Source organism: Aeromonas sp. R4-3 (genome assembly GCF_040908275.1).
GTDB classification, from domain to species: domain Bacteria; phylum Pseudomonadota; class Gammaproteobacteria; order Enterobacterales; family Aeromonadaceae; genus Aeromonas; species Aeromonas rivipollensis.
In genome coordinates this window covers 105,834-119,916 of record NZ_JBFODK010000051.1, presented here as the reverse complement: position 1 = coordinate 119,916, position 14,083 = coordinate 105,834, and the positions used below count along the sequence as shown (strand labels likewise).

15 protein-coding genes are annotated in these 14,083 nt (G+C 63.2%); 8 read left to right on the top strand and 7 right to left on the bottom strand.

Features of this window, described 5'->3' with window-relative positions; all coding sequences use genetic code 11:
* Positions 1-669, top strand: a 669-nt coding sequence (locus AB5Y91_RS15655) for an IS3 family transposase (protein ID WP_368170211.1), incomplete at its 5' end; no start/stop codon positions are given.
* A 151-nt stretch (positions 670-820) separates the two neighbouring features.
* On the opposite strand, the gene AB5Y91_RS15650 is transcribed toward AB5Y91_RS15655, so the two are convergent.
* Together AB5Y91_RS15650 and glpX are read right to left on the bottom strand one after the other, a co-directional pair.
* Positions 821-1,072, bottom strand: coding sequence for a YkgJ family cysteine cluster protein (locus AB5Y91_RS15650; protein ID WP_025325492.1), 252 nt, complete (start codon positions 1,070-1,072; stop codon positions 821-823).
* A 162-nt stretch (positions 1,073-1,234) separates the two neighbouring features.
* On the bottom strand, positions 1,235-2,245 hold the full coding sequence (glpX, locus tag AB5Y91_RS15645) for a class II fructose-bisphosphatase (RefSeq protein ID WP_106885152.1): 1,011 nt from the start codon (positions 2,243-2,245) through the stop codon (positions 1,235-1,237).
* Between the two features lie 218 nt (positions 2,246-2,463).
* On the opposite strand from glpX, the gene AB5Y91_RS15640 reads away from it, so the two are divergent.
* Positions 2,464-3,522, top strand: a complete 1,059-nt coding sequence (locus AB5Y91_RS15640) for a porin (RefSeq protein WP_163155402.1) — start codon at positions 2,464-2,466, stop codon at positions 3,520-3,522.
* An 86-nt stretch (positions 3,523-3,608) separates the two neighbouring features.
* On the opposite strand, the gene AB5Y91_RS15635 is transcribed toward AB5Y91_RS15640, so the two are convergent.
* Entirely contained in the window at positions 3,609-4,088 is a 480-nt protein-coding gene (locus AB5Y91_RS15635) for a GNAT family N-acetyltransferase (RefSeq protein ID WP_368170210.1), read from the bottom strand.
* Positions 4,089-4,356: 268 nt separating this feature from the next.
* Between AB5Y91_RS15635 and AB5Y91_RS15630 the strand changes: the two genes are divergently transcribed.
* From AB5Y91_RS15630 to AB5Y91_RS15620, 3 genes are all read left to right on the top strand, one after another.
* Positions 4,357-6,399, top strand: coding sequence for a TonB-dependent receptor (locus AB5Y91_RS15630; protein WP_368170209.1), 2,043 nt, complete (start codon positions 4,357-4,359; stop codon positions 6,397-6,399).
* 62 nt (positions 6,400-6,461) lie between these two features.
* Positions 6,462-7,085 (top strand): PepSY-associated TM helix domain-containing protein, encoded by a 624-nt coding sequence (locus AB5Y91_RS15625; protein ID WP_368170208.1) that lies wholly within the window; start codon positions 6,462-6,464, stop codon positions 7,083-7,085.
* 172 nt (positions 7,086-7,257) lie between these two features.
* The gene (locus AB5Y91_RS15620; protein ID WP_368170207.1) at positions 7,258-8,292 is read left to right on the top strand and encodes an acyltransferase family protein; all 1,035 of its coding nucleotides are present in this window, start codon (positions 7,258-7,260) and stop codon (positions 8,290-8,292) included.
* Between the two features lie 156 nt (positions 8,293-8,448).
* Here the strand turns inward: AB5Y91_RS15620 and AB5Y91_RS15615 are convergent, their stop codons facing one another.
* Entirely contained in the window at positions 8,449-9,045 is a 597-nt protein-coding gene (locus tag AB5Y91_RS15615; RefSeq protein WP_368170214.1) for an outer membrane beta-barrel protein, read from the bottom strand.
* Between the two features lie 244 nt (positions 9,046-9,289).
* On the opposite strand from AB5Y91_RS15615, the gene AB5Y91_RS15610 reads away from it, so the two are divergent.
* A complete protein-coding gene (locus AB5Y91_RS15610; protein WP_368170206.1) occupies positions 9,290-9,928 on the top strand; it encodes an exopolysaccharide biosynthesis protein in 639 nt (212 codons plus the stop codon).
* A gap of 108 nt (positions 9,929-10,036) precedes the next feature.
* Here AB5Y91_RS15610 and AB5Y91_RS15605 read toward each other — a convergent pair whose 3' ends face one another.
* Positions 10,037-10,927, bottom strand: a complete 891-nt coding sequence (locus AB5Y91_RS15605) for a diguanylate cyclase (protein ID WP_368170205.1) — start codon at positions 10,925-10,927, stop codon at positions 10,037-10,039.
* A 163-nt stretch (positions 10,928-11,090) separates the two neighbouring features.
* Here AB5Y91_RS15605 and AB5Y91_RS15600 point away from each other — a divergent pair, with 163 nt between their 5' ends.
* The gene (locus AB5Y91_RS15600; protein ID WP_368170204.1) at positions 11,091-11,507 is read left to right on the top strand and encodes a GNAT family N-acetyltransferase; all 417 of its coding nucleotides are present in this window, start codon (positions 11,091-11,093) and stop codon (positions 11,505-11,507) included.
* 114 nt (positions 11,508-11,621) lie between these two features.
* Here the strand turns inward: AB5Y91_RS15600 and AB5Y91_RS15595 are convergent, their stop codons facing one another.
* On the bottom strand, positions 11,622-12,209 hold the full coding sequence (locus tag AB5Y91_RS15595; RefSeq protein ID WP_368170203.1) for a penicillin-binding protein activator LpoB: 588 nt from the start codon (positions 12,207-12,209) through the stop codon (positions 11,622-11,624).
* Between the two features lie 224 nt (positions 12,210-12,433).
* Here AB5Y91_RS15595 and AB5Y91_RS15590 point away from each other — a divergent pair, with 224 nt between their 5' ends.
* Entirely contained in the window at positions 12,434-13,066 is a 633-nt protein-coding gene (locus AB5Y91_RS15590; protein ID WP_368170202.1) for a Vat family streptogramin A O-acetyltransferase, read from the top strand.
* 115 nt (positions 13,067-13,181) lie between these two features.
* On the opposite strand, the gene AB5Y91_RS15585 is transcribed toward AB5Y91_RS15590, so the two are convergent.
* On the bottom strand, positions 13,182-13,721 hold the full coding sequence (locus AB5Y91_RS15585; protein WP_368170201.1) for a transposase: 540 nt from the start codon (positions 13,719-13,721) through the stop codon (positions 13,182-13,184).
* Positions 13,722-14,083: the final 362 nt, after the last annotated feature.

Below are 14,083 nucleotides of genomic sequence, written 5' to 3'. Positions count from 1 at the left end.
CTGCATTATCTGCTTCAGGGTCAGGATGATGGCGGGCTCAAGGTCGGGCGGGACAGGCTGTTTCAGATATTGGCCGAGCACCGCCTGCTGGTGCAACCCAGGCGGGCGTATCACAAGACCACCCACAGTTTTCACCGCTTCTACCGTCATCCCAACTTGCTCAAGGCAGGGCCTGAGCAGGTCACGCCGGTGGCTCCAGAGCAAGTCTGGGTCGCCGACATCACCTATCTGCCAGCCAGGAGCGGGCCGCTGTACCTGAGCCTGGTGACGGATGCGTACTCACGCAAGATAGTGGGCCATCACGTGCACGAAGGGATGCACGCCGAGTCGGTGGCCATGGCGTTTAAGAAAGCGCTGAAGCAACGGCGTAGCAGCGGGAAGCTTATCCATCACTCAGACCGCGGCGTGCAGTATTGCTCGGGGCTGTATCAGTCATTGCATGCACGGTACGGGGTGAAATGCTCGATGACGGATGGCTATGACTGTTACCAGAATGCGTTGGCGGAGCGGGTGAACGGGATATTGAAAGGAGAGTTGTTGTTGCAGAGCCCGCAGGACCTGGCGCAAGCGCGGGAGATGGTGCGCGAGGCGGTGGATATTTACAACCTGGAGCGACCGCATCATGCGTTGACATACAGAACCCCCGATGCGGTACATCGGGGGTTCTGAGTCACGTGAAGCTAGACGAAAATGTGTAAACCTATTTCAGGACTAGACACCGGGTTGCCCCCTCGTTGGTTCGGAATGTCTCTCCGCCCCCCTTCTCCCCTTCTTTTCAAATAAGCGGGAGAAGGGCTGGGGATGAGGGGTCCTGACTAGCCTAGGCCGTCAGCCGCTCCATCTCGCCGATAAGCCAGACGGCCTCCTGGCGGTGCGAGCCGCACACATCCTGCATGGGCCTGAAGCTGCTGCACACCGCAGGGCGTTCAGGCTGGCCGAAGATCTTGCAGCCCAGCCACTGGTCGAGCTGAACACAGGGAACGCCGGCCGGCTTGCCCTCCGGCATGCCGGGGATGGCACTGCTGATACTGGGGGCTGTGCAGCAGGCACCGCAACCTTGACGACATTCCATATGATGCATTCCTGTGCATGGCGAAGCAGTCTATCAAAGGGCCCCGATTCCCCTTAGCCTTATCCGTCCTGTCCCTCGAAATAGTCCAGTCCCCGGCGCGTGGGCAACAAAAAGCCCGACGGCAGCAGCGGTCGGGCTTTTCAGTGACAGGGCTTCCGCGCATCAGAGAATGATGTCGCGTACCACACTGTCCTTGCGATCCAGGAAGTGGATCGACTTGATACGGCGGATGGTTCTGGACTTGCCGCGGATCAGCAGGGTCTCCGTGGTCGCCATGACGCCATTGCTGGTGATGCCTTCCAGCAGATCACCCTTGGTGATGCCGGTGGCCGAGAAGATGACGTTGTCATTCTTGGCCAGATCTTCCAGCTTGAGCACCTTGGTCACGTCGATGCCGAGTTCCTGGCAGCGGGCAATCTCCTGCTCGCCCAGGGCACGCACCTCGGGGCTGTCACCCTTGACCTGATGACGGGGCACCAGGCGCGCCTGCATGTCGCCGTCCAGGGCACGGATCACCGCCGCCGAGATCACCCCTTCCGGGGCGCCGCCGATGCCATAGAGCATGTCCACTTCGCTGTCCGGCAGGCAGGTGAGGATGGAGGCGGCCACGTCACCATCGGGGATGGCGAACACCCGTACGCCCAGCCCCTGCATCTCCTTGATCGCCTTGTCATGACGCGGCTTGGCCAGGGTGATGACGGTCAGGCGGGAGAGGGGCTTGCCGAGCGCCTTGGCCACGGCCTTGAGGTTCAGCTCCAGGGCCTGATCGAGATCGATGGCGCCCTTGGCACCCGGACCCACGATCAGCTTCTCCATGTACATGTCGGGGGCCTTGAGGAAGGAGCCCTTGTCACCCACGGCCAGCACGGCCAGGGCATTGGACTGCCCCATGGCGGTCATGCGGGTGCCCTCTATGGGGTCGACCGCGATGTCCACGGCGTCGCCCTGACCCGTGCCCACCTTCTCGCCGATGTAGAGCATGGGGGCTTCGTCAATCTCGCCCTCGCCTATCACAATCTCGCCATCGATCTGGATCTGATTGAGGATGTGGCGCATGGCCGCAACGGCCGCGCCATCGGCGATATTCTTGTCACCACGTCCGAGCCACTTGTAGCCAGCCAGTGCAGCCGCTTCCGTCACTCGGGAAAATTCGATTGCCAGTTCACGTCTCATCGCATATCCAACCTTAGGAGCTCGAAAACGGGCGGCATTCTACCACAAGGGCAAACCTTTGCGCGCAAAAGTGGCGGCTCGCCACATAAATCGCGGTTTTCATCCCGCTGACATGAAACCGCCACGGTTTGTTCACCGCACGGTCACCCCGCTGTCATCTGCCCCTCCTAGCATGGCCCCGTCTTTTAAAACAGAAGCTTGCAACACAAGGGATCATGATGAAAAAGCTGACAGTAGTAGCATTGGCTCTCACCGCCGCCTTCCAGGCTCAAGCCGTCGAAGTCTATAAAAATGACTCCACTCTGCTCGATCTCTATGGCCGCATCTACGCCGGCCAGTTCTTCGGTGAGAAGAAGGAGCTGGATGCCAATGGTGACATCAAGAACGAATACAGCGACAAGCAGGGCGCCAACCAGTTCGTCCGCCTGGGCGCCAAGGTAGAGAGCGAGATCAACCCGGGTCTCAAGGCCCTGGCCCAGTATGAATTGCAGATCTACGTCAATGACAGCGAGAAGACCGTCAGCGAAAACTCCGACAACATGCGCACCCGCCTGGCCTTCGCCGGTGTGGGCGCCGACTGGGGCAATGTCACCTTCGGTCGCCAGAAGGGCGCCCCCGGCCTGCTGGCCGACTGGACCGACGTCTCCCTCTCCGACGGCTACGGCAACGACGCCCTCGGCGCCAAGACAGACACCTTCGCCACCAACCGTGCCGGCTCTGTGCTGAAATACTCAGGCCTGTTCAACGGCTTCCAGGTCGATACCAGCTACAAGTTCGACGGCGGTGACACCGAAGAGACCACCAGCAAGGACAGCGATGCCGCCTACGGCGCCGCCCTGGCCTACACCTTCCCGTTCAACCTGGCCCTGGGCACCGCCTACAACGTGGGTATCCGCGACAAGAGCGGTGAAGAGGATGCCAAGCTGTGGCTGATCTCCGCCAAGTACGACAACAAGGCCGTCTATGCCGCCCTGAGCTACGCCGACGGCAGCGACTTCCTGGCCACCGGCAAGGATCACACCGGCTGGGAAGGGGCCCTGGGCTACAACTTCGAGAGCGGCTTCGGCCTGATGGCCCTGTGGAACAAGCAGAAGGTGGAGCAGAGCGGCAAGAGCGATTACGACTCCATCGACTACTACACCCTGGGTGCCCAGTACAAGTTCAACAAGAACCTGAGGGTCATCGGCGAGTACCGCATCAACAACCTGGACAGCAATGACAGCGGCAAGCTGAACACCAAGGATGACTTCCAGCTGGCGGCCCGTTACGACTTCTAACTCAGGCCCCAGACAAAGCGGCGCGCAGATCCCTCTGCGCGCCGTTTTTCATTCTCCCCTCCCGCCTTGGGGCTGAGCCACAGAGGCTAGAGTTTCTTCTGCCAGAACAGGGCCCGGCCCACTTGCGGGCTCAGCTCATAGCCCTCGAAACCACTGGCCTTGTAGGCGGCCTGCGCCACCTTGTTGCCCTCCAGCACCTCCAGGGTCAGCTTGCAGCAGTCGAGCTCCCGGGCGAGCCGTTCCACCCCGGCCAGCAACGCCTTGCAGATGCCGCGGCCGCGATGGGCCGGGTGCACCGCCAGATCGTGGATATTGAGCAGGGGCCGGCAGGCGAAGGTCGAGAACCCCTCGAAGCAGGTGGCCACCCCGACCGGCTGGTCATCCACCCAGGCCAGCAGCACATGGGCACCACTTCTCGCCGCCAGGGCCTGCGCCAGATTGGCCTTCACCTCGTCGGCGAGGGGGCTGCCCCCGCCCATCTCGTCCCTGGCGTACTCGTCGAGCAGCGCCACCAGCGCCTCGCCATGGTGCCGGTTATGAAGATCCGCCCTGATGATCTCTGCCATGTCCCTCTCCCTTCCTGTTCCATCCGTGATGCGCCATGGCGCGTTCTGGCCATGGTAACCCCGCCGCTCACCCATCTCCAAACCGGGGCATGAACCCGGCCGGTGCCGTCTGACTGCGCCCATTTCCATCGATGTAGTTTTCTTACATCTTTCCCTTGCAAGGCAAATGAAAATCAATATCATTAGCGCCCTCTCGAAACGAGAGACACCAATAACTACAAATAAATCAATAAGTTCAGGCCAACAGGTCGATAAGAGTCACACCCAGATGCATAACCCCAACTCCCCGCGCGCCCTGCTGGGCGTCGCCTTGCTGGCCTTCTGTGCCAGCTCCCGCGCCGAAGACGAGACCCTGACCGTGGTCGGCAAACGCAGCCAGCACGAAGAAGTGGCCACCGCGACCCGCACCGCCACCCCGGCCAAGCTGGTGCCCCAGACCATAGAGAGCGTCCCGGCCAGCGAGCTGACCGCCTACGGCCAGCCCACCATGAGCGAGGCCCTGACCGGTATTCCCGGGGTCAACGCCAGCGGTGATACCCGCTTCGACAGCGTCAATATCCGTGGCTTCAACGCCAGCAACGACTTCTACCTCGACGGCCTGCGGGACGACATGCAGTACACCCGGGATCTCGGCAACATAGAGCGGGTCGAGGTGCTCAAGGGGCCGGCCGCCGTGCTCTATGGCCGTGGCAGCACCGGGGGCATCATCAACAGGGTCAGCAAGACGCCCCAGCGCGGGCAGGCGTCCAGCGTCAGCGCCCGGGTCGGCAGCTTCGACAGCCGGCGGCTGGCCGCCGACCTCAACGCCGAGGCAGGGGAGCGGGTGCAACTGCGCCTCAACCTGGCTCAGGAGGACAAGGAGAGTTTTCGTGACGACGTGACCAGCAAGCGTACCCTGCTGGCCCCCGCCGTGAACTGGGAGATAAGCGACAGCCTGAACTGGCTGGTGCAGTACGAGCGCAACGAGCACGATCGCACCCCGGATCGCGGCATCCCCGGGGTCGATGGCCGTCCCGCCGACGTCCCCATAGAGAGCGTCTACAGCGACACCAGCCGGGACTTCATCGACGATCTGGCCCAGTCCACCCGATCCCGCTTCAGCTGGGACATCAACGATCAGTGGCAGTTGCGACAGCAGCTCGGCTACACCAGCCTCGACAGCCAGTTCGACAACACCTATGTCACCGCCGTCAAGGGTGACAAGGTGACCCGTGCCCGCTGGCAGCAGGATCTCAAGGCCAACAGCCTCACCAGCAACACAGAGGCCGAGGGCCAGCTGCAGACAGGCCCCGTCGCCCATCGCCTGCTGGTGGGCCTGGAGCAGGGCTGGCAGGAGCGCACCCCCAAGCTCTACCAGAACGCCACCCCTATCCCCCCGGGGGATCTGTACGATCCCGGCTCACTGCCGAGCTACAACGGCACCATGAAGCTCTCCAGCGACGCCAGACACAGGGTGCGCGGGGTCGGCCTCTATCTGCAGGATCAGCTCAGTCTGGGTGACTGGCACCTGCTCGGCGGCCTGCGCCGGGACGCGTTCACCGTCACCAGCCGCCGCAACGACCTCGACAAGGAGGAGACCCTCTCGGTCACCAGCCTGAGCCCGCGCCTCGGCCTGGTGTGGAACCCCATAGAGGAACATGCCTTCTATACCTCCTACAGCAAGACCTTCACCCCTGTGGGCGGGGAGCTGATCGGCATCACCCCGGGAGACAAGAACAACAAGCTGGATCCCCAGCACACCCGGCTCTACGAGGGGGGCGTGAAGAGTGACTGGCTGAACGGTCGCCTGGCCACCACCCTCTCCCTCTACCGGCTGGAGATGTACAACAAGCGCAGCAAGGATCCGCTGGATCCCACCAAGGTGATCCTCACCGGCCTGCAACGCACCGACGGCATAGAGCTGAGCGCCCGCGCCCAGCTGACCGACGCCTTCTACCTGCATGGCGGCATCGCCATCCAGGATGCGGAGCAGGTCAAGGCGGACGCGGATCTGCAGGGCAAGCGGCCGAGCAACGTCTCCCGCGAGAACGGCCAGCTGTTCGCCGGCTACCAGAACGGCCAGCAGGGCTGGTATGGGGAAACCGGGGTGACGGCGGTGGGGGATCGCTTCGCCGACAACGCCAACACCACCACGCTGCCCGGCTACGCCCGCTATGACGCCCGCGCCGGCTACCGCTGGTCCCAGTGGGATGCCCAGCTCAGCGTGGAGAACCTGACCGACCACGACTACTTCGTCAGCGCCACCAGCGCGGCCCAGATCATGCCGGGCAGCCCCCGTCAGCTGAATCTCACCGCCGCCTACCGCTTCTGATCCCCCTTGCCCACAGCCACACTGGCCAGCCTCTGCTGGCCAGTTTTTTATGACGCGCCACCATGAAAAAACCCAAGAGACTCCCCCTTCACAACAACAAGTGGGTGCGCCGCATCCACGCCTGGGCGGGCTTTGCCACCCTCACCCTGATGCTGCTCTACGGCCTGACCGGCCTCTGGCTCCAGCACAGGGCCGTGCTGCCCCTGCCCGGCCCCCACACCGAAAAGTCGAGCGAGGAGATAACGCTGGCCACGCCGCTGGCGAGCCCGGACGCCCTGAAAGCCCTGCTGCAACAGCACTACCCTGAGGGCTTGGAGGAGGGGCGACTCAGCATCACTCCGGCCCGAACCCTGCCCACCCCCACAGGCCCCCTCACCCTGCCGGCACGCTGGGAGCTGCGCGGCGTTACCCTGAGCCAGAGCCTGGCCGCCAGCTATGTGGAAGGCACCCTGCTGGTGCAGACCGAGCTGCAACGGGCCAACGTCGCCGCCAGCCTCAACCGGCTGCATCGCGGCATGGGTACCGGCCTGGCCTGGCAGCTGTTTGGCGATCTGGCGGCGCTCTCCATGTTGCTGCTGGCTCTCACCAGTTTGCTGATGTGGAACAAGCTGCACGGCCCGGCCGGCCGTGGCATAGCCCTGCTGCTGACGGGCGCCATCGCGACGGCGCTGGTCGCCCTGCTCTAGGGCTTTACCGACACCAAAACGGGATCCGCCTCCCACCCGGGGTAACCCTGCCCTCCCCCAGGGTAACAAAGGGTAACCGGCTACCGATGGGGGTCACAGTTGGCGACCCCCTGGCTGGAAGAGGCATGTGCCCGGCTGCTAGGGTGCCGGGTTTCAGCCGTCGGAAACCATAATGCGCATCTCCAGCATCGAGTGCGGGCGAGTCCTGGCCATCATGGCCGTGATGACCATTCACCTCTCCCCCTTCAGCAATCCGTTCGATCCCACCCTCTGGGACGGCACCCCCTACCTCTGGCTCGGGGCCATCATCAACCAGCTCTGCCGCTTCGCGGTGCCGCTCTTCTTCCTCTGCGCCGGCTACTTCCTGCAACCCGCCCTGGCCGCAGGCAAGCCTATGGCGGTGGCGCTGCGCTACTGCCGCCCCCTGTTGGGGCTCTGGCTGGCCTGGAGCCTTGTCTATCTGCTGGTGCCCTTCAACCCGGTCGCGGCCATGACGGAAGGCTATCTGCCCGCCATGGCGGGCCAGTGGCAGATGCAGCTGGGGGATCCTCTCAACGCCTGGTGGGTAGGCGGTATGATCCACCTCTGGTTCCTGCCCGCCCTGATGCTGGCCGTCCTGCTGATGGCCCTCTGCTGGCGGGTCAGGCTGCCCCGACTGGCCCTGGTGGCGGGGGCGCTGCTCTACGGGCTTGCCCTGATCGGCGGCTCCTATGGCTCGCTGCTAGGGGGCGAGTGGGCCCTGCTGACCCGCAACGGCCCCTTCTTCTCGCTCCTCTTCGTGGCGCTCGGCGCCGAGCTGCGCCTGCGTGGCTGGCAACCCGATGCCCGGCGCAGCGCCCTGCTGATGGTGGCGGGTATGGGTCTCTATGCCCTGGAGGCCACGGGCCTGCTGCGTTTCGCCGCCGTGCCCCTCAACCGTCATGACTTCCTGCTGGGCTCCCTGCCCTGGGCACTCGGCCTGTTCGGCCTGCTGTTGGCCAACCCAAGCTGGGGCAAGGGCAGCTGGCTGGAACGCCAGGCCCCCAAAGTGTTGGGTCTTTACTGCCTGCACATGATGCTGGTGGTCTGGCTGATGGTATTCGGCCCCCAGGGCAAGCTGCTGTGGTGGGAGCTGGTCAAGGTGCCGGTGCTACTGGTGCTCTCCCTGCTCGCCTGCCGGCTGCTGGCGACGAACCGGATCAGTGGCTGGCTGCTGCGGGCTCGCTGAGGGGGCTAGCGCTGGCCGCTGCGGCCAGCGAGCCTGCAGGCGAGCAGAGGGTACTCGCCATGGGCGCCAGCGCGGTGCAGTTCAAAGTATTCGACGTCAACGAACCCCTGAGCCGCATCACCTTCGGCATCCCATAAACCGGGCCGGAAAGCGGGCTCAGAACCTCAGGGTCAAACCGATATTGGCCTGCCACTGGGTGAGCAGATCCCCCCGCACCCGGAAGGCGCAGACCTCGGGGTTGCAGAGAAACGCGCTGTCGTCATTGAGCAGGGAGCCGTAGCCGCGCACCTCGGCCCGCAGTGCCAGATGTTCCCCCAGGCGCGGCTGCACCCCGAGCGCCAGGGACATGGAGGGGGCCGTCTCGCTGTCATAGGCATCGAAGCGGGTCACCCCGATCCCGGCACCTATATAGGGCGCCATCAGGTTGTCCGAGAGGGTGAGGGCACCGGCGAAGTGCAGGGTATCCACCGTCAGCCTGTCAGGCTGATCCGGGGAGATGGGGGTGGACTGATGGCTGTAGAGCAGCTCCACCATGCCGGGATCATCCACCTCCCGGCTGATGAAGAGGCCCCAGTTCCCCGAGCTCTCCCCTTGCAGTGAGTCGATGCCGGTCGAGTGCGGCATGGGGGCGGGTTCATCCATGGCCTCGAAGTCGATGGACGAGCTGTAACCCAGGAAAGGGGTCAGCTGCCAGCCCGAGGTGGCGGGCTCGGCCGCCCAGCCCGTCAGCGGCAAGCACAGTCCCAGCAGCATCATGGTCGCTCGCGTCACGCTCTTCTCCCCGGTTGGCATGGATTGCGTCAAAAGCATATCAGAGCCTGTTCCATCCGACCCTTGACGGGGGCTGTATCGCCCCATTTTGGCGACCCGCCCCCGTCCCCTGCCCTCGATTTCCATCAAAGCTTGCGCCGGCTCACATTATTCATCTGGGATTAACCTCTGCCACGTAAGCTGGCGGCGCCACAGCGGTGGCGTTAACAGGACGAGGATCTCAGGAATGGTTGCCGCGCAACTCAACGACCCACAAAGCACGCTCTCCGATACCCTGCGGGCCACCGCCCACGCCATCGAGGAGAGCCACATCAGCCTCAGGGAGATGCTGGCCCTGGTGGGCGAACAGGGCATGCTGCTGTTTTGCGTGCTGCTCACAGTCCCCTTCCTGTTGCCTGTCTCCATTCCCGGCGTCAGCACGCCCTTTGGGCTCTTGATCCTCTTTATCGGCATCGGCATCACCCTCAACCGGGTGCCCTGGCTGCCCGCCGTCCTGATGGAGCGCCGCTTCGCCGCCGAGCACCTCAAACCGGCCCTGCACAAGGGGGCCGATCTGCTGGCCCGCATCGATCGCTTGATCCGGCCGCGCCTGCTGATCCTGACTGGCAGCTCCGCCATCAATCGCTGCAACGGCCTGCTGATCATGCTGGCGGCCCTGCTGCTGATGCTGCCGCTCGGCGCCATCCCCTTCACCAACGCCATGCCCGCCTGGGCCATACTGCTGCTGGCCATCGGCATGTTGCAACGGGACGGTCTCTTCGTCGCCCTCGGCTACGCCCTGGTCAGCGCGACCCTGGTCTGGTTCAGCGTGCTGGCCATAGGTCTGCTGATGGCGGGCCAGAACATCTCGACCCTGTTTGGCTAAGGCTCGGCAGACAAGCGCCAAGGCGACACTTTGGCCAAGGCCAGGTAGCGACAGATAACAACGAGGGCGACACAGTGTCGCCCTCGTTCGTTGCAAGCCTGGGTGCTTTCAGGGATCCCCGTCGTGGGCCACCTGGTTGCGCCCACCCCGCTTGGCCCGATAAAGCCACTCGTCCGCCCGGGCCAGCACGGCGCTGAGCTCCTCCCCCGGCCGGATCAAGGTGGTGCCCAGACTCACTGTGACGGGGGCCGGATCCGGCGCCATGGCCGCCACAGCGGCGCGGATCCGCTCCGCCACCTTCAGCAATATCCCCTCGTCTATCTGCGGCAGCAGGATCAGAAACTCCTCGCCGCCGCTGCGCACGAACAGATCCTCCCCCCGCAGCTGGGCAGAGACGCAGTCGCAGACGCGACACAGCACCCTGTCCCCGGTCTGGTGACCGTAGCGATCGTTGATCTGCTTGAAGTGATCGAGATCCAGCATGATGAGGCCGGTGAGCGGCTGGCCCTGCACCCTCTGGTGATATTGATCGAAGAAGAAGTGGCGATTGTAGAGGCCGGTCAGCTGATCCGTCTCGCCGAGCCGCTTGAGCCGCAGTTGCAGCTCGTGCTGGCGGGTGATGTTGCGGGTCATCCAGGCCACGGCTCGCTTGCCGTCGTAGAGGGAGGGCAGCGGCGCTATCTTGCCCTCGAAGCGCTGCATCCCCTGGGGCCCCGCCTCGGCATCTATGCCCTCCACCTCGGCGGGAGAGAGATCGTACTCCACCACCTGCACCTGGCCGCCGGCCAGGGCGCGCGCCACCTGCTCCATCACCCATAACGCCTTGTCTGCCGGCAGCACATCGAACAACCGCTTGCCGATCAGGGGGTTGCCATCCTGATATGACTGCTGCTCCACCCCGCCTATGTACTCGATGTAGTGACCATCTTCACTGAGGATGAAGACGGGGTCGGGCAACTGGGTCATCACTTCATAGAGTTGTGCCACTGAGAGAGCCATAGGTGCTCCTTTTTATCTGCGGGGAGGGCCCTGTGTCGTCTGTTATACACGACCCGTTCAGTATCGCATACGGCCAGAATGCCGTGGCGAACCGCCGCCAGCCTTGACCTGGTGGATGCCGTTTGGATATTAATGGGGTTTGCCTGCCCCAGGAGGCCCCTAGATGAAACTCACCCCACCCCAGCCCCCGATTGAGCGGGATCTCGACGCCCTGCGCATCGGCCTGTCAGGTTACAACCAGGCGGTTGCCGGCAGCCATCTGCGCGAGCAGGTAGCCAGCTTTATCAAGGATGAACAGGGAGAGGTGCTTGGCGGCATACTCGCCGATATCAAGTGGGGCTGGCTGCACATCGACTGGCTCTGGATTGACGAGCGCATTCGCAAGGAGGGCTGGGGCGGCCGCCTGCTCGCCACCATGGAGCAGTATGCCGGGAGCAAGGGCATCATCAATGTCCACCTGGAAACCACCAGCTTCCAGGCGCTGCCCTTCTACCAGAAGCAGGGCTACGCCGTCTTCGGCGAGCTGCCGGACATGCCGCCCGGGCATATCACCTACTTCCTGAAGAAGCGGCGGGACTAGGGGGACGCCGAGCGTCAAGGGGCGCGCCTTGCCCTTCTCCGGGCTCAGGTGCCTTGATACGAAAACGCCATCGAGAGGGGCTCGATGGCGTTTTCGGTGGCCGGGATGACGGGATCAGCGGCTGGCGGAGCGGCTCCCGCTCCAGAGCAGCTCGCCGCTCTTCAGATCCATCAGGCTCATGGCGAGGCGGTAGCGGCTCCCCTCGGAGAGAAGATCCCCGTAGAGCATGTAGCCGGCCCCGGTCTGGCGACCCAGGCGCACCAAAGAGGCCGGATTCATGCCCCCCTGCTGGTACTCGAGCTGACCCGTGATGGCCGCCACCTGGCCGGGATCGGCGAAGCGAAAGCCGCTGTTTGCCTGAATGCGCTGGCTCATGGCCACCGCCATGGGCTGGGTACTGAAGGGTTCACCCGTGCCGTTCTGGGGCGCCATCAGCAGCAGCACAGGGCTGCCATCCTGGCTCAGCGCCTGCACCTCGGGGGCCTTCAGAAAGGCATCCGCCATGGCGAGCGCCAGCCCGGTCGGGGCCACGGGTTCGGGCGCAGGCACAGGCTCTGCCTTGTCAGGATCGGCCACAGGTTTCTCTGGCTGGCTCACCGGCTTGTCCGGCTCGCCGACCGGCGCCGGGGTGCTTCCATAGGGATTGACCGCACAGCCGCCCAGCAAGAGGGCACCCACCATCAACAAGGAACGCAGCTTCATCTTTTCTCTCCACCAGAAGTCCGCAGGACGGACTTAGCCAAAAGCCCGTGGGGGCGGAGCACCAGCCCCGCATCCCTCCCATGCTAGAGACAAACCGGCCCCGGGTCGATGCGCATATGGGACGGGGGCGACAAAGGTTGGCGAACCAGGCAGCACAAAAGGGTGGCAAGGGGCTGTCCGGTTCCGTTAGGGTAGCCTGAGCCCAGATCCCAGAGGAGCACCCCATGCACGGACCCGACCCCACCAACCCCCACCCCATGAAGGGCTTCCCCCAGGTGTGCTTTATCAAGAACACCATCAGGGGACCCAATATCGAGGTGGGCGACTACAGCTACTACGACGACCCGGAAGACTCGGCAGGCTTTGAGCGCAACGTCCTCTACCACTTCCCCTTCATCGGCGACAAGCTCATCATCGGCAAGTTCTGCGCCATCGCCCGCGGGGTCAAGTTCATCATGAACGGCGCCAACCACCAGAGCTCCGGCTTCTCCACCTACCCCTTCTTTATCTTCGGCAACGGCTGGGAGAGCGCAGCCCCCAAACCTGGCAGCCTCCCCTACAAGGGGGATACGGTGATTGGCAACGACGTCTGGATAGGCTATGACGCCCTGATCATGCCGGGGGTCAAGGTCGGCAACGGCGCCATCATCGCCGCCCGCTCCGTGGTAACCACGGATGTGCCCGACTATGCCGTGGTCGGCGGCAACCCCGCCAAGCTGATCCGCTACCGCTTCGACGACGACACCATCACCCGCCTCAACACCCTCGCCTGGTGGGACTGGCCGGTGGAGCAGATCAGCCAGAATTTGCAGTTGATTGGCGGCGGGGATATTACGGAGCTGGAGAGAGAGGGCTAATAAGAAGTGCCGTAGGGTGCAATGAACGAAGTGAATTGCACCTCAATACACCCAACCACAAGGTACCGAAAATGGTGCAATGCGCTCCGCTTATTGCACCCTACGTTGATACCGCTTATGTATTGTCGCGTGGTATTTCATATGCTGGCGTGGCGGTGTCTCCCCATGACAAGGGATATCTGCCCTGTTTAACCCAGCGCTGGAAAGTGGAATAGGGCCAATCCCTTGGTGCCATCACCAATCCATGTTTGACGGGATTGATATGTATGTAATCGAGATGATGATTGAAATCTTCCTGATCGCGGATCAGATGCTCCCAATAACGTCGTTGCCAAATACCCCGTTCGCCACGCTGCCAACGAGATTCTGAACGAGCCTCTGAATTGGGGATTGCTCGCGAAAATTTGCTCTTTATTTGGCGCCAGCGCAGGGGAAAATTTGCATCCCCTTCCGGTAACTCCAGCAAGGCATGCAGATGCTCGGGCAAGACAACCCAGCCATGGATCAAAAATGGGTGCCGATCTTGAACCTCCCTGACAACCTTCCTCAACAGATCAATCCGTTCGACCAGTAGATGGCTGTTCTGACGTTCAGTCAGCACGACCGTAAAAAACCAGGTTCCCCCCGGTTGCCATGCCCGTTTGTAATTCGCCATGCCTTGCCCAATCCACAATCAACCATGCTGTTAAATGTGGTTCAAACGAAGCAAAACGTAGGGTGCAATGAACAACGTGAATTGCACCTCTTGCCACAAAAGCGGTGCAATGCGCTCCGCTTATTGCACCCTACGACTACCCCCTGAGGTTATGGTGGGCATGGTTTTGATTCCCCTCCAATCCGCCGAGGGGAAGGGGCAAGGTCAGGATAGCCATCAGGGATGATGGCGCAGACGCAGCCGGCACAGGGGCCAGATCGGGAAAGGGCGAGCGCAGCTCGACCCGATTTGGCGCGAGAACAGGATGTTCGAAGCGGGCTTTGGCCGAAGCCATGGATGGCGAAGGCCAAAGTGCCGTCTGC

What these genes read in the sequence shown, in the direction of transcription:
- AB5Y91_RS15650 (WP_025325492.1), bottom strand. Translation starts at nt 1,072, where the DNA reads ATGGAATGTCGTCAAGGTTGCGGTGCCTGCTGCACAGCCCCCAGTATC.
- glpX (WP_106885152.1), bottom strand. Translation starts at nt 2,245, where the DNA reads ATGAGACGTGAACTGGCAATCGAATTTTCCCGAGTGACGGAAGCGGCT.
- AB5Y91_RS15640 (WP_163155402.1), top strand. Translation starts at nt 2,464, where the DNA reads ATGAAAAAGCTGACAGTAGTAGCATTGGCTCTCACCGCCGCCTTCCAG.
- AB5Y91_RS15635 (WP_368170210.1), bottom strand. Translation starts at nt 4,088, where the DNA reads ATGGCAGAGATCATCAGGGCGGATCTTCATAACCGGCACCATGGCGAG.
- AB5Y91_RS15630 (WP_368170209.1), top strand. Translation starts at nt 4,357, where the DNA reads ATGCATAACCCCAACTCCCCGCGCGCCCTGCTGGGCGTCGCCTTGCTG.
- AB5Y91_RS15625 (WP_368170208.1), top strand. Translation starts at nt 6,462, where the DNA reads ATGAAAAAACCCAAGAGACTCCCCCTTCACAACAACAAGTGGGTGCGC.
- AB5Y91_RS15620 (WP_368170207.1), top strand. Translation starts at nt 7,258, where the DNA reads ATGCGCATCTCCAGCATCGAGTGCGGGCGAGTCCTGGCCATCATGGCC.
- AB5Y91_RS15615 (WP_368170214.1), bottom strand. Translation starts at nt 9,045, where the DNA reads ATGCTGCTGGGACTGTGCTTGCCGCTGACGGGCTGGGCGGCCGAGCCC.
- AB5Y91_RS15610 (WP_368170206.1), top strand. Translation starts at nt 9,290, where the DNA reads ATGGTTGCCGCGCAACTCAACGACCCACAAAGCACGCTCTCCGATACC.
- AB5Y91_RS15605 (WP_368170205.1), bottom strand. Translation starts at nt 10,927, where the DNA reads ATGGCTCTCTCAGTGGCACAACTCTATGAAGTGATGACCCAGTTGCCC.
- AB5Y91_RS15600 (WP_368170204.1), top strand. Translation starts at nt 11,091, where the DNA reads ATGAAACTCACCCCACCCCAGCCCCCGATTGAGCGGGATCTCGACGCC.
- AB5Y91_RS15595 (WP_368170203.1), bottom strand. Translation starts at nt 12,209, where the DNA reads ATGAAGCTGCGTTCCTTGTTGATGGTGGGTGCCCTCTTGCTGGGCGGC.
- AB5Y91_RS15590 (WP_368170202.1), top strand. Translation starts at nt 12,434, where the DNA reads ATGCACGGACCCGACCCCACCAACCCCCACCCCATGAAGGGCTTCCCC.
- AB5Y91_RS15585 (WP_368170201.1), bottom strand. Translation starts at nt 13,721, where the DNA reads ATGGCGAATTACAAACGGGCATGGCAACCGGGGGGAACCTGGTTTTTT.